Here is a 21,750-nt window from a genome sequence, read left to right as displayed (position 1 = left end):
ATTATGAGCGAGTCTATAATTTTAGGTATCGAGTCGTCTTGTGACGACACATCAGCAGCTATCATCAAAGGGAACACTATTCTTTCTAATATTGCTGCCAATCAGGCTATTCACAAAGAATATGGAGGCGTTGTTCCTGAGCTGGCCTCAAGGGCCCATCAGCAAAACATCATTCCCGTTGTTGAAAAATCTCTCACCAAAGCAAATATACAACAAAATGCGATCTCTGCTATAGGATTTACACGCGGACCAGGACTTTTAGGTTCTCTTCTTGTGGGGACGTCTTTTGCTAAATCCCTGGCTATGAGTTTAGATGTCCCATTGATCGAGGTAAACCATCTCCAGGCTCACATTTTAGCGCATTTTATTGACGATGCAAATCCTATGCCGCCAAAATTCCCATTTTTATGCCTTACGGTGAGTGGAGGACACACCATGATCGTTTTGGTAAAAGACTATTTCGATATGGAGATTATTGGTAAAACCACAGACGATGCAGCGGGAGAAGCATTTGATAAAATCGGAAAAATATTTGATCTTGATTATCCTGCAGGTCCTATTATCGACAAATTAGCGAGAGAAGGAAATCCCGACGCATTCAAATTCAACAAACCCAAACTGGAAAATTACGATTACTCCTTCAGTGGGATAAAAACTTCAGTACTCTACTTTATCCAGAAAGAGGTAAAAAAGAATCCTGACTTCATAAAGGAAAACCTCAACGATCTATGTGCTTCCGTACAGAAAGCTATTATTGAGATATTAATGAACAAGCTTGAAAAAGCCGCAAAAGAACTTAACATCACTGAAGTAGCCATTGCCGGCGGTGTATCAGCCAACTCAGAATTAAGAAAAGTAATGCAGGACAACCATCAAAAACTTGGGTGGAACATCTACATTCCAAAATTTGAATACACAACGGACAATGCAGCCATGATCGCTATGGTAGCACAACTCAAGTTCGAAAGAGGAGAATTTACAGATTTGAGAACGAGTGCAACATCGAAATATGATTTGTAATTTTTTGCTAAATTGTAAAGTTGCAAATTTGAAAATCGTAAAAGATGGATCAGTTTTACTTTGAAAAATTAGAAGTCTGGCAAAATGCCCGGCAATTGGTTAAGGAAATTTATATTGTAACTCAATCTTTTCCAGAAAGTGAGAGGTTTGGAATCACCGATCAAATCCGAAAAGCAAGTGTAAACATTCCGGCTCATATAGCAAAAGGGGTGTTAAGAAAATCAAAGAAAGATAAATCCCGTTTTTTGGATACCGCTTTTGGCTCAACAATAGAAGTAGTTAATTTTTTAATTCTTTCGCACGATCTGCAACTTTTAAATTATGAAGATTACCTTCATTTAAGAGGTCAGTCGGAATTCATTTCTAATCAAATTAATTCATTAAAGAAGTCCATCCATAATGAATCTTAGCCCTAATTAACAATTCAGTGATCAAAAGCTATCAACTTATGAAATTATTTCACGGACACATAGAAAACAATACCGTAACAATACATGATGAGGAACAACAACATATTGTAAAAGTTCTTCGCATGAAAAACGGAGAGGAAGTCCATGTAACAGATGGAAATGGAAATCTTGCCTTTGGAAAATTGATTTTGGAAGGTAAAAAAGCTCTTTTGGAGGTATCCGACATCAAAACCGGACTTCCGGATTTCAATCCTAAACTCCATATCGCGATTGCTCCTACTAAAAATATTGACCGGATAGAGTTTTTTGTAGAAAAAGCTGTAGAAATGGGTATTTCCGAAATCAGTTTTTTAATAACTGAAAAGACAGAACGTAAAAATATCAACATTGATAAGATAAGAAAACAAGCTATTGCAGCTTCAAAACAAAGTCTGAGATTTCACTTTCCTGTCATTCATGATCCCGTAAAGTTTTCAGATTTTATAAAAGGTATATCCCCTGAAAGTACTTTTGTTGCTCATTGCCATGAAAACCTGGAGAGAATTGAGCTTAATCAAATTCCCAAACTGGACCATTTCACTTTTCTTATTGGTCCTGAGGGTGATTTTTCTGAAAAGGAAATTCAAACTCTTGCAGATCAAAAAGTAAGAGCCGTGTCCCTTGGAAATCAGAGACTCAGAACCGAAACAGCAGGCATATTTGTCGCATCATGGAATTACCTTCATCTAAAATAGCTGCATAACATTACAAGCTTATCCTTTTTAAGCAACCGAATATTTTTTTCTAAACAGAGGTCTCAAAAGATGATAAGGGAAAAAGATGACAATCAGGAAATAATTTGTATTTTCAAATTCAGCTAAAACAAATATAGCTGTGTAAACATGAAAAATGTAAAGGAATATTAAAAAGAAGGTAAGCAGTTTCCGATTAAAAGCCCCAAGAAAACAAAGGAATTGCGTCAAAATTCCTAATACAGTTATTACAATCCAAATATGATCATAGGCATAAATACTTTTAAATACAGGAGGTATTTGCATATCTGCCATCCAATAATTATCATAGGTATTAAGCATTGCAGCATCTTTGCTAACCCAGGTGAGCTTATCCGTATTTTTAATCAAATTCTTTACCGTACCCAGGATTTTACTCATTCCCGCAAGGGTATAGGTCATTAGTATTCCCAAATAAAAGTATTGTACAAGTTTATAATCCTTGTCTTCTAATTCCTTTGGGAGTAAAAAAATACTAAGAAAAAATCCCAGAACGATGATGTGCCCATCGTGATGGACTCCAAAGTTGGCCGCAATAGGGAGATTAATAATAGCGACTAACAGAAAAATAAAAAAATTAAGAAGATAAGATGGTTTGAAAACCGTAATAATCAAAAGAGCAGCACATATGATCAAAAGTCCGGCAAAAACAAATGTCCCCGGAAATTCAGGAAAGATCAGCTTTTCAAGCTGAAAAACAGGTTCATAGATTGCCGCAGGTCTTTCTTTCAATCTGATAAATTCCAGATACTGCGCTACCAGCCAGTACAATCCGAAAAACCTTACCATGTAGTAGGCAACCTTATAATTGAATACAGTAAGCTGAGGATAGTTCATCACAGTTTTACAATCAGTTTTTTGTTGATATTCATCTTTGCTTCTCCTATTTCCTTCGGACGATAAGTCTCTTTATAAAGAAGATAACCTTTATATTGAGGTTCAGTATCTTTTGCGAAAATCAGTAGCTTCCTCTTATTTTCTTCCTTGTTCACATTATCTTCTATTCTTTTACCATATGTTCCCACGATTACAGCTTTGTCATTGGCATCATAGCTTCGGACGGATTTATTTACAATTCTAATGGTATCACTATTGGTAATTCCATAGAGTTTATATTGGTCTTCCGTAACCTCTCCTCCGCTAGGCACTGTAAAAAGCTTCCAACTGAAAAACGGATATAATTCTTTATACCCTTTTTCCATGATAACTAAACTGATAAGGGACATTACAAAAGAAAAGATAAATAAATGTAGGGTATATTTTTTCATCAGATTAACAATGGGAATTATGTTTTTAAATAATGTTCAAGGATTTCATGGCCGCTTCTTATAGAATTCACAGCCCATCGTATTTTCATTTTCAGGAGTTTCTCTTCATTAAGTTTGTATTCTATTCCTGATCTGAGAAGTTTTTGTTTTAATTCATATATACAGATTCCTGCAGCAACGGAAACATTAAAACTCTTTGTGAAGCCATACATGGGAATAGCCAGTGTTTCATCTGCAAAGTCAAGAACCTCTTCTGACACACCTTCCAGCTCAGTTCCGAATACCAGGGCAATAGGCTTCGTAATGTGGTAATCAGGAAGCATCACAGCATTTTTTTCCGGTGAAACGGCTAAAATTTTGTAACCTTCATTTTTAATTTCCTGAAGTGACGAAATATCTTTAGCCATTTTCTTTACTTCAACCCATGTTTCAGCACCTTTTGTAACGGTAAGATTGGGATTAAAAACATTTTCTTCTTCCATAGCTACCACTTTATGAAACCCACAGGCTTCCACAGATCTAACAATGGCTGCTGCATTTCTGAACTGATAAATATCTTCCATTACGGGAAGTACAAAGTCAGAACTCTCTTGAGAAAAATGTTCGATCTTCCTTAATCTCTCATCCGTTAAAAATTGTTTTAAATATTCAAAAGTTTGTGCTAAATCTTTCATCTGCATTCAATTTCTTTTTAATAACAAGATGGAACGCAACTCATTATAAAATGATTCTATAAAATTTATCATGAAGCGTTTCATTCATTTTCAAATCTTTGCAAATTAACGTAATTTTGAGTTTATAAACCTGCACAAGGTTCAACTTCTTAATAAAAAGTAATACATGAAACGAAAAGTCCTGTTGATATACACTGGTGGAACTATTGGAATGGAAAAAGATTATGAAACCGGAAGCCTTAGAGCATTTGATTTCGGAAATATCTTTGAAAAAATGCCGGAAATGAAACTTATGGAATGTGAAGTTTTCGTCCATCCTTTTGCAAAACCTCTGGACTCTTCAGATATGGGACCGGAAGAATGGAAAATCATTGCCCATTATATTCATAAAAATTATGATCATTATGATGGCTTTCTGGTTCTTCACGGAACCGATACCATGTCTTATACGGCTTCTGCACTAAGTTTTATGTTGAAAGGACTGAGAAAACCGGTTATTTTTACCGGTTCACAACTTCCTATTGGAGATCTCAGGACCGATGCTAAAGAAAATCTGCTTACAAGTTTATATTATGCCAGTTTATATGAAAACAACGAACCTGTTATTCAGGAAGTTGCCATCTATTTTGAGTATAAACTATTGAGAGGAAACAGGACATTAAAATACTCCGCAGAATATTTTGATGCATACGCAAGTCCGAACTACCCTATTCTGGGTCAATCCGGGGTTCACCTTAATATCATCAAAGATAACCTTCACCGCTGTGATCAGAATGTGGAGTTTCACGTTGATGATCATATTTCCGAGGATATTTTATTCTGGAGAATTTTTCCGGGAATGCACTTAAGCCATTTCAAGGAAATTCCCAAAATGAAAGTCCTTATTCTTCAGGTTTTTGGTTCCGGAACTATTTTCAGCAGCGAAAAAACACAACAGACACTTGAGGAAATCCGAAATAACGGAACTGAAATCGTAGTGGTAAGTCAGTGTATTTCAGGAGGAATCTCGTTTGGAAAATATGAAAACAGCAATATTTTCTCGAGGATTGGTGCCATAAGCGGAAAAGATATGACCGCAGAAACTGCAATAACAAAAGCGATGCATTTAGTCGGCAATCCTAAATATCAGGGAAGCTTTGCAGAAAACTTTTCAAAGAGTTTATGTGGAGAAATTACAGACTAATTGCTTTAATTATTTGTAAATTCAAGAAAATACATTACTTTTGCAATCTCAAACAGAAAGGTGTCCGAGTGGTTGAAGGAGCTACCCTGGAAAGGTAGTATACGGGTAACTGTATCGAGGGTTCGAATCCCTTCCTTTCTGCAAAATAACGTACTGAAAATCAGTACGTTATTTTTTTTCATACAACATCATTATTTTTCTATAGTTTTGTTTTCAGAGCTTTATATATACAAAACAGCACTTAATACTTCGTTTTTACATAATTTTTACACAACAGATATTACTATCAAAATACAACTAATATTATGATCACGATCATAAAAAAGCTTGTTCACACTTAGTATATTCGAATATTAGTTTTCCAACTGATAAATTTCATCAAGTTAAATTAGCTTCCCTGCCCCGGGAAGCTTTTACGCAAAAACACTTTTTAAAATTTTTTTAAATACTGGATTGGAGTCTTTCAATTGAAAGGCTCCTTTTTTGTAATAATTTCTAGCCTAAATAAAATATTAATCGGGGGTGAACCAACAACTACACGCCCTTAATAAAGAGAATTAATTCAAAAGATATAGACCATAAAAAAAACGACTATCATTACTGAAGTCGCTTTTTCTTATTTTTTCTGAAAAAATTATTTCTTTAAATCTGCTTTCACATCTTTATAACCATCTGAAACCGCATCGGCTCCCTTCGTGGCTGTTTTACCAACCCATTTTGTACCTTTTTTAACTCCTTTTTTAGTAGCTTTTGCACCTTTGGTCGCTGTTTTACCTACCCAATTAGCACCATCTTTCACACCCTCCCCAGTTGCTTTTGCTCCTTTCTCAATGGCTTTACCTACATTTTTAACTTCTTTTTTTACAGTCTCTTGGGCATTAATAGCTGTAGCGAACAACACAAAAGCTAATAAGCCAAATAATTTCTTTTTCATTTTTTTATTTTTTAAACTGTGATATATATTACATAAAACAAGCCAAATTTATTAAGCCTAAAAAGATTAGTAAAAATAATTTAATCAAAATAAAGAGCAAAAAGTTAAAAACCTCTTGTGAATGCCCAACCAAAAACTTGATTATCTTTGGAAACGTTTTATTTTTCAAAAACACAAAACAAAAAAAACACTGAAATTCAATGTTTTTTTGGGGTATTCTATGCATACTTATCTTATAAGCGGCTAACCGTTAATTGGTATGTTCTGGATACATTACCATTATTAGTAATCGTATAAGAGTTAGCTGTTGTTTTCACAACAGTGAAGTCAAATTGTGTCCCATTACCTCCATCGCTACAAGCGAAAACATTGGAAAATTTGACACTCCACGTTCCTGAACCAGAAGCACCACTAGCAATAGGAGCAATGGTAGCATTTCCTACAACATCTCTTGCTACACCTGATATATATCCAAGAGATAAACCATTATATACAAAACTTGTAATCATAGCTCTTGAGCACCCATTTGTAGCTTTTACAATAAAAAGCCCGCTAGCTATACTAACTGTTGAAGGCACTGTCACAGTTGCACTTGCGCCTGAAGCTACAGTTACTTCATCAGTATAACTATAGGACGTCGCAACAACATCATCAGTAGTTAGATCTCTTGTCAGAATATCATAACTCGAGGGTACCTGTCTGATCAGGTTTCGCACTCGAAGACTTTGATTTTTGGCATCCACGTCCAGTGATCTTTGTGGGTTTGCATTGCCGATACCTACATTTCCTGTAGCAGTCACAACGAAGTCATTGGCTTGCTGGGCTGTGGTTGGAACTCCGGTAGCAGCGTTGTCTTTTGCCCCATCTACATGTAAAATAGCCTGAGGATTTTTAGTACCAATACCAACCTGTGCATAATAAGCTATTGAAAAACATAAACAGAAGGGAATAATTGATTTTTTCATAATTTGATTGTGTTTTTAGAATTAAAATATGTTTGTATGTAAGGACAAATATATATTTTTAAATCCATAAAAAACCTGATTCAACTTCTCCTTTTTCTAAATGAGGATAATATCAATAATATAGCTAAAATTAAGGAAAAACTTACAGCATAGTTATCATTATAGTTAATAATAATTCACCAACAAGATTAGTGTATTTTCTGTAATAAAATAGTATCAGCTATACTTTTACAAAGATTGATAAACCACTGTAGCCACGCCTAAAAAACAGCTGATACAAGCTCTTTGAATACATGACCATAAACCTGGCAATACCGGGAAACATCCAAAAAAAGCAAAAAAACATTGAAATTCAATGTTTTTTTGTTTTGGGATTTATGCATACTTATCTTATAAGCGACTAACCGTTAATTGGTATGTTCTGGATACATTACCATTATTAGTAATCGTGTAAGAGTCAGTTGTAGCTTTCATAACAGTAAAGTCGAATTGCGTTCCCGTACCTCCATCAGCACAATTGGTTACATTGGGAAATACTACACTCCATGTTCCCGAAGTATTGGCAGAAGGAGCAATCGGAGCAATAGTGGGATTGCCAATTTTATCTCTTGCGACTCCTGATACATATCCGAGAGACAAGCCATTATATACAAAGGTTGTAATCATAGCTCTTGCACATCCATTTGTAGATTTTACAATGAAAAGACCGGTAGCAATATTCACCGTAGAGGGTACTGTAACTGTTGCACTGGCTCCAGCCGCCACAGTTACAGCTTCGGTATAACTATAAGACGTAGCTACAACATCGCTTGTAGCCAAATCCCTTGTAAGTATATCGAAACTTGAAGGTACTTGTCTGATTAAATTCCGGATTCTAAGGCTTTGATTTTTGGCATCTACATCCAATGATCTTTGTGGGCTGGCATTTCCTATTCCCACATTTCCCGCTGCGGTAACAACAAAGTCATTAGCTTCCTGAGCTGCAGTCGGGGCGCCTGTGACCGCATTGTCTTTTGCTCCGTCAACATGTAAAACTGCCTGAGGGTTAGTTGTACCGATACCAACCTGTGAAAAATAAAGCATTGGTAGGCATAAACAGTAAAATAAAATAGTTTTTCTCATAACTTGATTGGTTTTAAAAGATTAGATATAAATAATTCAATTTTAAGAACCTGATAAAAAACATGATACAATCTTAATCTGTCTGCCTAATGTACTCTTATAAGAATATTCCACTATCGCTAACTCAAAGTTAAAAAAATAAATCAAATGTTTTCAAAATAAATAAGTTATAAATTATTTCAAATAAAATAACCCATCATTTTCATCGTAATTAATCTTATAAAACATTTTTCAAACATCATCCATAATGCGGATTTTGAATATTTTCTATAAATTTTAATTAAATTGTACTTCGAATATGCATAATCTATGATTTTACAAAACATAACAACAGGCTTATTTCTGACCATCACAAGCTTAGCATTTGCACAGAATAGTAAGCAAATGTCTGAGCTAATTCAGAATGAATTTCAGCTCGCAGATAAGCAATACAAGAAGCTAATGAAAAGCATACCACAGGATAAAATGCCTCAATCTTATAATGCGTCTATTGATAAAGTAACCACAAAAGATATTACATGGTGGTGTTCAGGTTTCTATCCCGGATCATTATGGATGATTTATGAACAGACAGGAGATCCTGAGATCAGAAAAGAAGCAGAAAAGAGATTGCAGCTGATCGAACCTAATAAAACATTTACACGAGATCATGATCTAGGCTTTATGATGTTCACCAGCTTCGGCAATGCATACAGAATCACTAAAAATCCTATATATAAAGATATCATTCTTACTTCAGCGGAATCATTATCCACAAGATTCCGGCCGGGAATGCAGGCTATTTTGTCATGGGATAAAATGGCAGACTTTAAAGGTCCTGTTATTATTGACAATATGATGAACCTGGAAATGCTCAATTGGGCAGCCCAAAATGGAGGAAATAAAAAGTTAGAAGAGATTGCAATCGCCCATGCTAATACTACCATGAAAAATCACTTTCGTTCCGATTACAGCTCATATCATGTAATTGATTATAATGTCAATACAGGTGAAGTTTTCGGTAAAAAAACCTTTCAGGGCTATTCAGATGCTTCTGCCTGGGCAAGAGGTCAAGGGTGGGCCTTATATGGCTATACCATGATGTACCGCTTTACTAAAAATAAAGCATATCTTGACCAGGCCAGGCATATCGCAAAATTTATTCTGAATAATCCAAATTTACCGGAGGACAAGATTCCTTTTTGGGATTTCAATGATCCAAAAATTCCTGAAGTTCCCCGTGATGCGTCCGCTGCTGCAATTATCGCATCTGCCTTACTGGAATTAGGACAGTATGTAAAAGCGGATGAAAGAAAAAACTATGTCGACAATGCACGGCAAATGATAGTAAGCTTATCAGGAGATCATTATCAGGCAAAAGCCGGAACGAATGGTGGCTTTCTCCTCATGCATAGTACAGGTGGACTACCACTCCATTCAGAAATCGATGTCCCGTTAATATATGCTGATTATTATTTTCTGGAAGCATTGAAACGATATAAAGATTGGTATTTACAATAAACCGGAAATTCATGAAATCAACATTATGGGGCTTAGTAATGATACATTGTGTATCTTTCATGCATGCCCAACAATCCATATTATTAAAATTAGAGCTAAAAAACAGTCTTACGATTCCCCGAAATATGGAGTCCGTAGAAATTCCTTTAAAAAAAGTCAGGGTTCTTACCGGTCAAAGTTTTACCATTAATGATGCATCTTCCAAAAAGGAGCTCCCCTATCAGTGGTTGGCCAACGGCGACCTTCTTATTCAAAGCGACTTTAGGGCTGGCGAAATAAAAAAAATAGAGTTTTATAAATCTTCACCACAGCATTTTGAGCCTAAAGTGTACGGAAGATTTGTACCCGAACGTCTTGGAGATTTTGCATGGGAAAACGAGAAGATCGCTTTCCGTATGTATGGAAAAGAACTGGAAAAAGTTCCTGAACAAAACGGTTGGGGAATGGACGCCTGGACAAAAAGAACCAACAAAATGATTATCAACCAATGGTATCAACTCAATAATTACCATCAGGATAATGGAGATGGGTTGGACTTTTTTCAGGTGGGCCATACTTTGGGAGCGGGTGATGTTCTTCCTTTTATAAATAATAATTTTGCCTATCTTGGAAATTATACTTCCTACAAAATCATTGAAGAAGGTCCTCTTCGATTTACATTTGAACTCACTTATCCCCAAGTAAAAATTGACGGCTATGAAATTTCCGCACTCAAAAGGATCAGTCTGGATGCAGGCTCACAACTTAACAAATCTGTCATTAGGTATGAGTTTAAAGGAAAAAAGACCCTCCCTGTTTTTACCGGTATTGTTCATTGGGATGGTAAGGGTCAAAAAATCATCGACCAGGATAATCAGCTGGCTGCTTACTGGCCTGAGAATTCAAAAAACGGAACTGTAGGTAGCGCCATTCTATACCCTCACAGCAATAACCTTATTATTGATAAGAATAAACATCTGGGCTCGGAAACTAATGTAAAAAGCAATCAGGCCGTTACCTTTTATACGGGTGCTGTCTGGGATAAAGCAGGTGAAATTACTTCCGGTAAAAACTGGCTACATTACCTTCAGGAATTTTCTCTCAGATTAAAACATCCTATACAGATAACCCAATAATAAAAACAAAATCCTGATCATGTAATCAGGATTTGTTTGTTTGATCAGTATCAAATACCAATCAAACCATAATTGAGTTATAATGAATGTTTTGGTGTCGGTTGTATAATTAGTTACACATGGTAAGAAACTGATGGCTCATTTGTACCTTGAATCTTGCATCTGATTTCAGCTTATTATAAATAGTCATTTCTGTAGCCTGTACAGCTCTTAATTTCCGATCGATAAATTGAGCGATCTGAACAACAGAAAAAATAAAATCACGATAAACTCCAATATTTACAGTTTGCCCATGGCAAGGAAGGTAAGCCTTTAAAAAAGAAATAGTTTTCTGATGTTGATTGTAATTCACACAATATCCCGCTCCATCTTTAAAAGTAATGATTTCACGACTGTTAATATAATCTAGAACATTTTTATCTTTAGGAGAGATCTCGTTTTTAGCAAAATACCGGTTTATTTTATCAAGAATATGTTGCGCATATTCCATCATTGTTATTGTTCTCCATTCAAATACATGGTTCATTTGCTTTTTATGCTTCTTCTCTGTATCATTTTCACAGTTGGTACAAAAAGATAAGCCAATTTTTTCATGGTATGGGAAAAAGCAATCTTTGATTTGAATAGATGCATCAGCCTGAATCCTGTCATGAGTGAAGTTGTAATACAGATATGGACAATACATATCCACAAGACTTTTCAAAAAATCAGTTTCACTGGTATTCAGATGCTCTTCAAACCACTTTTCAAGATTATTGTAATAATTATTTTCAAACTCTTTATAGCTTAAATAAAAAGGCAATTCCATAGCTTTATATTTTGATAAGACAAAGCTATTTCAGTAAAGCGTCAAAACTTGACGTTTAATATTTTTTTAGTAAAAATTTAAATTTGAAGCAGGATCAATTACAGGCTATAATACGTATGAATCACTTATCATAATTCTTCATGATATACTCAAAATAATGAATCATTTTCATGTAATTTTCAATACTGATATACTCATTAGTACTATGAATGCTTTGTTTTTCAGCATCAGTAATCTTAATAGGCATAAACCTGTAAATATTTTTACTTACAATCTGATATTTATAAGCATCTGTTCCGGCAATGGTAAGATAAGGAGTGACTAAAGAATTAGGATAAACCTCCTTAATCCCCTGTTCAATCACTTTATATGCCCTAACATTCGTCGGTGATATCGCAGAAGCCTCTCTGGTATTGTCAATCTCTTCCACTTCTACATCAAAACCTTTGGTCGCCTGAGCAATATGATCTCTTATATCTTTTACAGAATTGCCTGAAAGTAATCTGAAATTAACCACAAACTCAACTTCGGGGGAAAGTACATTAGTTCCGTCACTCCCTTTCATCATGGTAAGAGCTGTTGTAGAGCGTATCAAAGCATTGGTGGAATTGTTTTTAGCCAACTGTGAAAGCAACACGGATTTTAAAAGCCATTGATTAGAAATAGCCAATCTATTTGCAAATGGCATTGTTCCGCCAATATTATCAAAAAACTCTTTAATAAGAGGAGTGATGGTTGGCTTCATCTGATCTTTTTCCAATCTTTGCATGATAACAGCAGCTTTACCGATGGCACTTTCCATAGGTGGCATTGAGGAATGCCCTCCCAATCCTTTCACTTTTATTTTTGCAGAAAAAAATCCTTTTTCAGCACAACCGATTACGGCAACATCAGAATCTATTCCTTTAATCCCTCCTTTTTCCAGGATCAATCCACCTTCATCATAAACCGCATCAAACGTCAATCCTTTTTTCTTAAAATCCTCGGCGATCTGTTTTGCTCCTTTTCGTCCTCCTACTTCTTCATCAAACCCAAAAGCTAGATAAATGTCGCGTTGAGGAACTGTTCCGCTTTTAATCATATTGGTAAGAGATTCCATCAGGGAAAACAGCATTCCTTTCATATCGATCGCTCCTCTTCCATAAATTCTTCCATTCGCAACCGCCCCGGAAAAAGGAGAAAAATCCCAATCTTCTGCTACTTTGGTTACAGCGGGTAAAGCTTTATCATCGGGTCTGAAAACATTTTGTTCATTATTTTTGATATCAGCATCGCCCGGAGGCACTACATCCATGTGTGATAAAAAAAGGATAGGTTTCAGATTAGGTTTGCTTCCTTTTAATTTAAAAACTAATCCATAGGTATTAACTTCATAGTTTTCTGTGTTTTGATAAACTAAAGGATATGATTTTTTCAAATATTCTTTGAATTGTCCAAATGGAGCATAATCAAAAACATCCAGATCACCCGCTGACACTGTAGGTATTTTAATTCCACCTGAGAACCTTTGGATGGCAGAATCATTTTTAACCCATTTTGTTTCCGGAACAGAACTTAGATTATTTTTTTTAAACGGATACGTAAATGTCTTGATCAGCAATATCGCAACGATCACCACAACAATGACTGCAATTGCTAAAAGGAATTTTTTCATGATCTTTTGTTTTGTGATAGCTTTTTCATTAAATATAACAAAGATATTCCTATTAAAAAAACTCAAAACAGAATATGGATATGAAGTAAATGTTTTTTTACGCAGGATTAAATGCCGAGAAACTATTTTTACTATCTAGTTCCTGTTTTCTTTTGCGGATAAAATCCGTTGGTCGGATCCCGTTAATTTCATAAAATAAATCTGAAAAATTCTGTCTGGATGCGATACCACACTCCTTTGCTAAAGTTTCTATGCGGTACTTAAGATATTCTTTATTCTCAAATAGAAGTGCTGTTATGTAATTGATCCGGAGCTCACTTAGATATTTATTGAAATTAACTCCTTTACAATCATTGATCACCTGAGAAAGATAATTTGAATTGGTTCCCAACTGCCCGGCCAGTTTGTGAATGGTAAGACCTTTTTGAGTATATTCTTTTTTTGCTTCAAATATTTTCAGCTTAGTGAGAAGCTCTTCTACCTTATTTTCATCTAATCCGGTTTTCTTTTCCTCAGCATCTATATTCAACAATGATTTTTCAGGTACTGAATTTTGATGTAAACTGAATTTTTCCTCCAAAAGGATATATTTCTGCTGAATATCCTTTTCTCTTCTATATCTTATGACAAGAAGGATGGTAAGTATAATCGCCAGAACAATTAAACTTACTATAATAATATTGCCCCAGGAATTGGCTTTCTCCAGTTTACTTTTTTCTTCAAGCAAAGTCTTGGTATCAAATTCTTTATGAATTTTACTCGACAAATAAATAAAATCCTTCGAAATAATACTGTCTGCTTTTAAAAGCTGACCGGTAAAATATAATTGCTCGCCTTGATTCCCTTCTTCCTTATAATGCTTGATCAGGATTTCATAATTTTCTCTAAGATCAGGAAGAATAAATTGATGTTTTTGAAATATAGAATCAACTTTCCTAAAATACACAATAGATTCCGTATCCTTTTTTAATCCGGCAAAACTTTTCCCTATATAAAAATATCCTACGGATAGTCGTGCAAAATCACCGCTTTTCTTCATAGGAAAAACCGACTGTTTCAAATCATCGACAGCCGTTATATAATCTTTTCTGTCAAATTCCGATATTCCTTTTGCAAGCTGAAAATAGCCTTTCTCCTGCGAGTATTCACCATTGGCACCTACCTGCTCTAATCCAGTGTGGATAGCCTTATCTGCCAGATCCGTCTTATGTAAATTACGGTAGCAGATAATCAATTGATGTAAGCTGTTGAGATAACCTTTTTTATTGTTATACACTTCATTAGGATGCAATCCGGATTTTGATTTCGGTCCGTAATAGGCGATACATTGTTCAAATAATTTTGAGGCCTCCTCATAATATCCTAAATAACTTTTTACAACACCTATATGATACAGATTCTGATATTTCAGGAAATCATTTTTCGTATCCTTCGAATATTCGTAAGCGAGCAGATATTCATTCAATGCTGCCTGGAACCTTTTGTAATGATAGTAATAAACAACCCCTTTTTCTAGATAAGCAGTACTTATGAGATCTTTATCTCCGGATTGCTGAGCAGCCCATACGGCACTGTCTGCATAAATAAGCTTCTGTTCGTTGGAAGAGGAATAGAATACTCCATCCTTATATCCCTGAACAAGCTTTTCAAAATTCTTTTCCTTTTTAGCTTTATTAATATAAGGTTGAATATATGGAAATGCCTGAGTGTTATTTTCTTCGAAGTTTTCGTATTTCAAACGGAGTTTATAATAGTCACTGTATCCTTCCTGAGAAAAGGATAATTTAAAAATTACTAAGACGAGTATAAAAAGCAGTTTTTTTATCACTTCGAATATTTAACAAACCATATTTATAAACCAAAAATACATAAAATCATTTAATTCCTATTAAACAATTATGATTTAATCCCCTTGGTTTTCGACACATTAAAACTTTAAATAAACAATTGAAAATCAAATAATTAACATTGTCCTTATTTATGAATTAGGACGTCTTAATTGCCGAATAGAGACAACAAGTACTTTTTTTTATCATTTTATGCCTATAATTTCGGACTCAGAATTCTGAATGATAAACCTGGCCGGGATAACCTTTTAACTCTGAAATTTTATGAAAAAGATTATCTCATTAAAAACCTTTCCATTAATAATTGCTATGGCAGTTTGTATGACCTTAGGAGCTTGCAGACAGGATGATGAAAACGACTTTCAAATGGCAAAGAATAGTACCACTGGGCTTAAAATTGCTAATGATAAGCAATCAAAGACGGTAGAAGGAAAACTGGTTGCAAAAACAGATCCTCCTGTAAAAAACGGAACACACTGGAAAACACAACCATAACAGGAAAAAAGCATTCCTGAATGTTGATTATAATGAACTAACAACCATGTTTATATATAATTTAGTTGCAAAATTGCAGGTAAATTCCAAAGGGCCCGGCATATTACAGGGCCCTTTTTTAATGGAAATTTAATTGATATTTTAAACAAAAAAGAGGCTGTCTAACGACAGCCCCCTTCTATTAAAAAAACATTAAAGATTTATAATCACTTCCAGCCTCCGCCTAAGCTCTTATAAATATCAACAACTGTACTCAGCTGTTTTTCTTTTGCTTCTACCAATTCCATTTTGGCATCTAAAGCATCTCTTTGATTTAATAATACTTCAAGATAGTCTGCTCTTGAATTTCTGAACAATTGATTGGCAATATCAATAGATTGATCTAATGCGTGGGTTTCCTCAGACTTCAGCTTATAATACTGATCAATATTCTTAACTTTCGACATCAGATTAGCAACATCCAGATATGCATTGAGAATTGTTTTATCATATTCATACAATGCTTGTATCTGTTTTGCATCAGCAGTCTGGAAATTAGCCTTAATCGCCGTTTTATTAATCAGAGGTCCTGCTACTTCTCCTACCAGATTATAAGCGATAGACTCGGGCATTTTTACCAGATAAGAAGGTTTGAAAGCTTCCAGTCCAAGCGCTGCAGAGATCTCAAGGGAAGGATAAAATTCTTTTCGCGCAGCTTCCACATCCAGTTTTGCAGATTTTAATTCCAATTCAGCCTGTTTGATATCTGGGCGATTGGCTAATAATTGCGATGGAATACCGGTGTAAACGGTCTGAGGAATTGTAGACATAAAGCTTTCCTTAGTTCTTACAATCGGCTGTGGAAATCTTCCTAAAAGAGCATTAATCTCATTTTCCTTTTCAGTGATCTGCTGACGGATTGTATATTCCGTTGCCTTAGACTTCGCTAATTCTGCCTCAAATTTCTTTACGGCCAGTTCTGTTGCCGCAGCAGCCTCCTTCTGGATTTTAGAAATCTCCAACGCCTTATCCTGTAGCTTGATGTACTGCTGAATAATATCCAACTGGTTGTCTAGTGAAAGCAATTCATAATAATTGTCCGCCACTTCTTCAATAAGGCTGGAAAGAACAAAATTCTTTCCTTCTACTGTAGACAGATAATGGGCTACAGCAGATTCTTTTTCTGTTCTAAGTTTTTTCCAGATATCAATCTCCCAGTTTGCCATTAACCCTCCTTCAAAATTACCCAGTGGATCAGGCATTTCTCTTCCGGGTTCAATCTCCGTAGTTGCATCTCCTGCTCCTTCACTGGTATAACGTCCGGATTTTTTCAACCCCGCTCCCAGTTTTGCCTCTACTGTAGGACTCAATTTACCCTTCTTGTAAAGAACTCCGCTTTTTGCGATTTCAATTTCCTGTAAGGTAATCATCAGCTCCTGATTATTTTTCAGGGCGGTTTCAATCAGCACTACAAGATTTGGGTCAGTAAAAAACTGCCTCCATGGAGTTGTTCCACTGTTGGTATTAGCATCCTGCTGATCATTTTCTCCAAAGTTCTGAGGTACATTTTCTTTTACCTCGTCTTTTATAACAGTTGCCATAGGTGCTTTACAACTTGATAAAACAAGGGATAATGCTATGGCTGTAAGTATTGATTTAGTCTTCAAATTTTCCATCATGTTCATAAGGTTCAGTTTGTTCTGTTAAAGGATTTTCTTCCTCATATCTTGCCAGCCTGGACTTTTCAGCAATCGTTCCGAAAATATAGTATAATCCAGGAATGATCATTAATCCAAAAATGGTCCCTATCAGCATTCCTCCTGCTGCTGCAGTTCCGATTGTTCTGTTTCCGACTGCTCCCGGTCCCGTTGCCATTACCAACGGAATCAATCCGGCAATAAACGCAAATGAGGTCATCAGAATAGGACGGAAACGGATTGTTGCTCCCTCGATAGTAGCTTTCACTACAGAAATTCCTTCTTCTGCCTTTTTCTGTACGGCAAATTCAACAATCAATACGGCATTTTTTCCTAAGAGACCAATAAGCATTACCATCGCCACCTGAGCATAGATGTTATTTTCCAACCCTAAAAGTTTCAGGCATAAAAATGCTCCAAATATCCCTGTAGGAAGAGAAAGAATTACTGGCAAAGGAAGAATGAAACTTTCATATTGTGCAGAAAGAATAAGATATACAAATCCAAGACATACAAGGAAAATAAATATGGCTTCATTTCCACGGCTTACTTCATCTTTGGAAATACCAGCCCAGTCGATTCCAAATCCTCTCGGTAGAGTTTTATCTGCAACCTCCTGAATGGCTTTGATCGCCTGTCCACTACTGTATCCCGGTGCTGGGGTTCCACTTACCTCTGAGGAATTATACATATTATGTCTTGTAATCTCAGATAATCCATATACTTTTTCAAGCCTCATGAAATCTGAATATGGAACCATTTGCTCCTTATCGTTTTTAACATATAGCTTCAATAAATCAGTTGGTAATGCACGATATTGCGGGCCTGCCTGAACGATTACCTTATAAGGTCTGTCAAAACGAATAAAACTGGTTTCATAGTTCGAACCGATCAATGTTGATAAATTATCCATTGCATTGGCAATAGTTACTCCTTTTTGCTCCGCCAGGTCATTATCAACTCTCAACATATATTGCGGAAAACTTGCTGAATAAAAGGTAAACGCTGATCCAAGTTCAGGACGTTTTTTTAGCTCTTTAACGAAGTCATTACTTACTTGCTCCATTTTATGGTAATCCCCGCTACCCGCTTTATCTAAGAGACGAAGCTCAAAACCTCCGGCAGCACCATATCCCGGAATAGAAGGCGGTTGAAAAAACTCAATATTGGCACCCGGAATATTTTTGGCTTTTTCTTCTAGTTTCTCAATGATTTCTGCGGCAGATTCTTTACGATCTTCCCAGCTTTTGAGGTTGATAAGACAGGTTCCGGAGTTAGATCCTGTTCCTTCTGTTAGAATTTCATAACCAGCAAGGGAAGAAACAGACTGTACTCCATCAATATCTTCCGATTCTCTTAAAAGTTCTTTTGCTATCTGATTTGTTCTTTCCAAAGTAGATCCCGGAGGAGTCTGAATAATAGCATAGATCATCCCCTGGTCTTCACTAGGAATAAACCCTGATGGAAGTGAATTGCTTAAAAAGAATGTACATAAACAAAAAGCTAACAACAAAGGAAGCGTAAACATCTTTTTCGTTACGGTCTTATTCAGTAACTTTTCATATTTCCCGGCTCCTTTAGTAAATAACCCATTAAATTTATCCAGGAATATTGTAATCGGAGTTCTTCTTTTTGCCTTTCCGTGATTATTCTTTAAAATTAAAGCACATAAAGCCGGAGTCAGTGTCAATGCCACAACCCCTGAAAGTATAATTGCAGAAGCCATCGTAATAGAGAACTGACGATAGAAAACACCTACAGGTCCTGACATAAATGCAATAGGAATAAATACAGACGCCATTACCAAAGTGATTGCTATAATCGCTCCACTGATCTCATGCATCGCCTCTTCCGTTGCTTTTAATGGTGAAAGATTTTTTTCTTCCATTTTGGCGTGGACGGCTTCAATAACCACAATGGCATCATCCACAACTACACCGATCGCCATTACAAGTGCAAAAAGTGAAATCATATTCAATGTGATCCCAAATGCAGACATTACGGCAAATGTTCCTACCAATGACACCGGAACCGCTAGGGCCGGAATCAATGTTGAACGCCAATCACCAAGGAAAAGAAACACCACAATCGCCACAAGGATAAAAGCTTCAAATAAGGTATGAACCACTTTTTCAATCGAAGCATCCAGGAACCTGGATACGTCATAACTGATGTCATAATGCATTCCTTTAGGGAAAGAAGTTTTCTGAAGATCAGCCATCAGGTTTTTTACATTCTTAATAACATCACTTGCGTTGGATCCGTAAGACTGCTTCACTGTTATTGCCGCAGAAGGTTTACCATTCAATGTTGAATAAATATCATACATTGAACTTCCGAATTCAATATCGGCTACATCTTTCAGTCTTACAAACTCCCCGGCTGACTTTGCCTTAAGGATAATATTTCCATAGTCTTTTTCACTATTAAAACGACCGGGATATTTTAGAATATATTCAAATGATTGAGAACGTTTTCCCGAACTTTCTCCGGTTTTCCCCGGTGAAGCCTCTAAACTCTGCTCATTCAAAGCTTCCATTACTTCGTCTGCTGAAATATTGTAGGCCGTTAATCTGTCCGGTTTTAGCCAGACACGCATCGCATATTCCCGGGTTCCCAGGATATCAGCGAAACCAACGCCACTTACCCTTCTCAATTCAGACATTACATTGATGTCCGCATAGTTAAACAGAAACTTCTGGTCAGCTTTGGGATCATCACTATACAGGTTGATATACATCAACATGTTAGGCTCTTCACGTGTGATCTTCACACCCTCTCGGACAACCAATGGAGGAAGTTTGTTAACCACTGAAGATACCCGGTTCTGAACGTTTACTGCTGCAACGTTCGGATCAGTTCCCAAATCAAATACAACCTGGATGGAGGCTTCTCCGTCGTTTCCGGCGTCAGAAGTCATATACTTCATCCCCGGAACACCATTGAGTCCTCTTTCCAGTGGAATAACTACAGATTTAATTAACAGTTCATTGTTTGCTCCCGGATATTCCGCAGTAATATTTACTTTAGGCGGAGAAATGGACGGGAACTGTGTTATGGGCAGCTTAACAAGTGATAAAACTCCCATAAACACAATAATCAATGAGATTACGATGGACAGAACAGGTCTGCGAATGAATTTCTTAAACATACAGCTTCATTTTACGAGTACACTACTCTGCTTTTAATTTCAATGATTGAATTACTTTCCGCGGATCCTGGAATTTCACTTTTACTTTTTGGTCGTCCTTCACTTTCTGAACACCTTCTAAAAGAAATTGCTCTCCTGCTGCCAGGCCTGAAGCCACAACATATAGATCAGGTAATTCATAAGCCACTTTTATATTCCGGGATTTTAATACGCCATTTTTTCCAACGACAAACACATATTTCTGATCCTGAATTTCATAAGTAGCCTTTTGTGGAATAATTAAAGCATTTCTGAGCGGTAGGGTCATTCTTACCTTTCCTGTTTCTCCATTTCTCAAAAGTTTATCAGGATTGGGAAACTTTGCCCGGAAGGCTATATTCCCCGTTTCATTATCAAATTCCCCTTCTATAGTCTGGATCTCTCCTTTTTGAGGAAGTGCATCTCCATTAGCCATAATAAGAGTTACTTCTTTACTTCCTCTATCTGCGGCATGAGTCTGATAATTCAGATATTCGGGTTCTGATACATTAAAATAAGTGTAAACATTGGTATTATCAGACAAACTGGTCAACAGATCTCCTTCATCGACAAGACTTCCGAGTTTCAATGGAATCCTGTTAATAATACCTGAGAACGGAGCTTTTATATCGGTGAATGATAAATGAATCTGGGCAAGTCTCATTTCTGCATTAGCAGCATCAAGCTTAGCTTTTGCCATTGCTCGTTCGTTCTTTGAAACAATATTATTACTGGCTAATGTACTTGCATTTTTTAATTCAATATTGGCCTGTTCCACTTCAGCTTTGGATTTCATTAATTCAGCCTGATACAATTGAGGCATAATACGGAATAAAGTCTGTCCCGCGTGAACAAACTGACCTTCGTCCACGTAGATCTTTTCAAGAAATCCTTTCTCCTGTGCACGGACTTCGATATTTTTTACAGATTGGATCTGCGTAACATACTCTTTGTTGATTACAGTATCCATTTTTACCGGAGACGTAACCGGAAAGGTTGTTACTTCTTCTTTTTCTTCTTTTTTGTTGTGACAGCCAACAAATAACAAGAGGGTGCTTAGCGCAATGCCCGAGGCAGCTCTTTTCATAATTTTGAAATTATATAAATCGTTAATGTTTTAATAGAATAGAAATGGTAATT

19 protein-coding genes and 1 tRNA gene are annotated in these 21,750 nt (G+C 36.1%); 8 read left to right on the top strand and 12 right to left on the bottom strand.

All coding sequences use genetic code 11. From position 1 onward, the window contains the following. Positions 1 to 3: 3 nt before the first annotated feature. From tsaD to ACNFU2_RS18300, 3 genes are read left to right on the top strand one after another with little or no spacing between them, the layout of a single operon-like run. The gene (gene tsaD / locus ACNFU2_RS18310; RefSeq protein WP_172283920.1) at positions 4 to 1,020 is read left to right on the top strand and encodes a tRNA (adenosine(37)-N6)-threonylcarbamoyltransferase complex transferase subunit TsaD; all 1,017 of its coding nucleotides are present in this window, start codon (positions 4 to 6) and stop codon (positions 1,018 to 1,020) included. A gap of 44 nt (positions 1,021 to 1,064) precedes the next feature. Beyond that, positions 1,065 to 1,430 carry a four helix bundle protein gene (locus tag ACNFU2_RS18305; RefSeq protein WP_418122602.1) on the top strand — a complete coding sequence of 122 codons (366 nt, stop codon included), beginning with the start codon at positions 1,065 to 1,067 and terminating at the stop codon, positions 1,428 to 1,430. Positions 1,431 to 1,468: 38 nt separating this feature from the next. Then, positions 1,469 to 2,164, top strand: coding sequence for an RsmE family RNA methyltransferase (locus ACNFU2_RS18300; protein ID WP_273650792.1), 696 nt, complete (start codon positions 1,469 to 1,471; stop codon positions 2,162 to 2,164). A 27-nt stretch (positions 2,165 to 2,191) separates the two neighbouring features. Here the strand turns inward: ACNFU2_RS18300 and ACNFU2_RS18295 are convergent, their stop codons facing one another. From ACNFU2_RS18295 to ACNFU2_RS18285, 3 genes are read right to left on the bottom strand one after another with little or no spacing between them, the layout of a single operon-like run. Further along, positions 2,192 to 3,040, bottom strand: coding sequence for a hypothetical protein (locus ACNFU2_RS18295; RefSeq protein ID WP_273650791.1), 849 nt, complete (start codon positions 3,038 to 3,040; stop codon positions 2,192 to 2,194). After that, the gene (locus ACNFU2_RS18290) at positions 3,037 to 3,468 is read right to left on the bottom strand and encodes a hypothetical protein (RefSeq protein WP_273650790.1); all 432 of its coding nucleotides are present in this window, start codon (positions 3,466 to 3,468) and stop codon (positions 3,037 to 3,039) included. The genes ACNFU2_RS18295 and ACNFU2_RS18290 overlap by 4 nt, the downstream gene beginning before the upstream one ends. A 17-nt stretch (positions 3,469 to 3,485) precedes the next feature. After that, positions 3,486 to 4,142, bottom strand: a complete 657-nt coding sequence (locus ACNFU2_RS18285; RefSeq protein WP_273650789.1) for a TrmH family RNA methyltransferase — start codon at positions 4,140 to 4,142, stop codon at positions 3,486 to 3,488. A gap of 166 nt (positions 4,143 to 4,308) precedes the next feature. On the opposite strand from ACNFU2_RS18285, the gene ACNFU2_RS18280 reads away from it, so the two are divergent. Beyond that, positions 4,309 to 5,325 carry an asparaginase gene (locus ACNFU2_RS18280; protein WP_172283910.1) on the top strand — a complete coding sequence of 339 codons (1,017 nt, stop codon included), beginning with the start codon at positions 4,309 to 4,311 and terminating at the stop codon, positions 5,323 to 5,325. A 54-nt stretch (positions 5,326 to 5,379) separates the two neighbouring features. After that, positions 5,380 to 5,466 (top strand) — tRNA-Ser (locus ACNFU2_RS18275). Between the two features lie 493 nt (positions 5,467 to 5,959). Here ACNFU2_RS18275 and ACNFU2_RS18270 read toward each other — a convergent pair. The 3 genes from ACNFU2_RS18270 to ACNFU2_RS18260 form a co-directional block, all read right to left on the bottom strand. Beyond that, positions 5,960 to 6,259, bottom strand: coding sequence for a hypothetical protein (locus tag ACNFU2_RS18270; RefSeq protein ID WP_172283908.1), 300 nt, complete (start codon positions 6,257 to 6,259; stop codon positions 5,960 to 5,962). A 233-nt stretch (positions 6,260 to 6,492) separates the two neighbouring features. After that, positions 6,493 to 7,224, bottom strand: coding sequence for a hypothetical protein (locus ACNFU2_RS18265; protein ID WP_273650788.1), 732 nt, complete (start codon positions 7,222 to 7,224; stop codon positions 6,493 to 6,495). A gap of 390 nt (positions 7,225 to 7,614) precedes the next feature. Then, positions 7,615 to 8,346 (bottom strand): hypothetical protein, encoded by a 732-nt coding sequence (locus tag ACNFU2_RS18260; RefSeq protein ID WP_273650787.1) that lies wholly within the window; start codon positions 8,344 to 8,346, stop codon positions 7,615 to 7,617. A gap of 309 nt (positions 8,347 to 8,655) precedes the next feature. On the opposite strand from ACNFU2_RS18260, the gene ACNFU2_RS18255 reads away from it, so the two are divergent. Next, on the top strand, positions 8,656 to 9,846 hold the full coding sequence (locus tag ACNFU2_RS18255) for a glycoside hydrolase family 88 protein (RefSeq protein ID WP_273650786.1): 1,191 nt from the start codon (positions 8,656 to 8,658) through the stop codon (positions 9,844 to 9,846). A gap of 11 nt (positions 9,847 to 9,857) precedes the next feature. Then, on the top strand, positions 9,858 to 10,961 hold the full coding sequence (locus ACNFU2_RS18250) for a DUF4861 family protein (RefSeq protein ID WP_273650785.1): 1,104 nt from the start codon (positions 9,858 to 9,860) through the stop codon (positions 10,959 to 10,961). A gap of 109 nt (positions 10,962 to 11,070) precedes the next feature. Here the strand turns inward: ACNFU2_RS18250 and ACNFU2_RS18245 are convergent, their stop codons facing one another. The 3 genes from ACNFU2_RS18245 to ACNFU2_RS18235 form a co-directional block, all read right to left on the bottom strand. Then, positions 11,071 to 11,769 carry a hypothetical protein gene (locus ACNFU2_RS18245; protein ID WP_172283902.1) on the bottom strand — a complete coding sequence of 233 codons (699 nt, stop codon included), beginning with the start codon at positions 11,767 to 11,769 and terminating at the stop codon, positions 11,071 to 11,073. 121 nt (positions 11,770 to 11,890) lie between these two features. Next, positions 11,891 to 13,423, bottom strand: coding sequence for a M20/M25/M40 family metallo-hydrolase (locus ACNFU2_RS18240; protein ID WP_418122598.1), 1,533 nt, complete (start codon positions 13,421 to 13,423; stop codon positions 11,891 to 11,893). 97 nt (positions 13,424 to 13,520) lie between these two features. Beyond that, complete coding sequence (locus ACNFU2_RS18235; protein ID WP_418122595.1) at positions 13,521 to 15,251, bottom strand: helix-turn-helix domain-containing protein; 1,731 nt, start codon at positions 15,249 to 15,251, stop codon at positions 13,521 to 13,523. Positions 15,252 to 15,534: 283 nt separating this feature from the next. On the opposite strand from ACNFU2_RS18235, the gene ACNFU2_RS18230 reads away from it, so the two are divergent. Further along, positions 15,535 to 15,765: a hypothetical protein gene (locus ACNFU2_RS18230; RefSeq protein ID WP_418122593.1), complete on the top strand. Its 231-nt coding sequence runs from the start codon at positions 15,535 to 15,537 to the stop codon at positions 15,763 to 15,765. 206 nt (positions 15,766 to 15,971) lie between these two features. Here the strand turns inward: ACNFU2_RS18230 and ACNFU2_RS18225 are convergent, their stop codons facing one another. From ACNFU2_RS18225 to ACNFU2_RS18215, 3 genes are read right to left on the bottom strand one after another with little or no spacing between them, the layout of a single operon-like run. After that, positions 15,972 to 17,429, bottom strand: coding sequence for a TolC family protein (locus ACNFU2_RS18225; protein WP_172283896.1), 1,458 nt, complete (start codon positions 17,427 to 17,429; stop codon positions 15,972 to 15,974). Continuing rightward, the gene (locus tag ACNFU2_RS18220) at positions 17,401 to 20,592 is read right to left on the bottom strand and encodes an efflux RND transporter permease subunit (protein WP_418122591.1); all 3,192 of its coding nucleotides are present in this window, start codon (positions 20,590 to 20,592) and stop codon (positions 17,401 to 17,403) included. Before ACNFU2_RS18220 ends, ACNFU2_RS18225 begins: the two co-directional genes overlap by 29 nt. A gap of 22 nt (positions 20,593 to 20,614) precedes the next feature. Next, positions 20,615 to 21,697 carry an efflux RND transporter periplasmic adaptor subunit gene (locus tag ACNFU2_RS18215; RefSeq protein WP_172283892.1) on the bottom strand — a complete coding sequence of 361 codons (1,083 nt, stop codon included), beginning with the start codon at positions 21,695 to 21,697 and terminating at the stop codon, positions 20,615 to 20,617. Between the last annotated feature and the right edge of the window lie 53 nt (positions 21,698 to 21,750).

Origin of the sequence: Chryseobacterium sp. PTM-20240506 (assembly GCF_048296755.1) — a bacterium.
GTDB lineage: Bacteria > Bacteroidota > Bacteroidia > Flavobacteriales > Weeksellaceae > Chryseobacterium > Chryseobacterium proteolyticum.
Note: the sequence above shows the minus strand (reverse complement) of the source record. Positions and strands in the feature narration are given on the sequence as shown.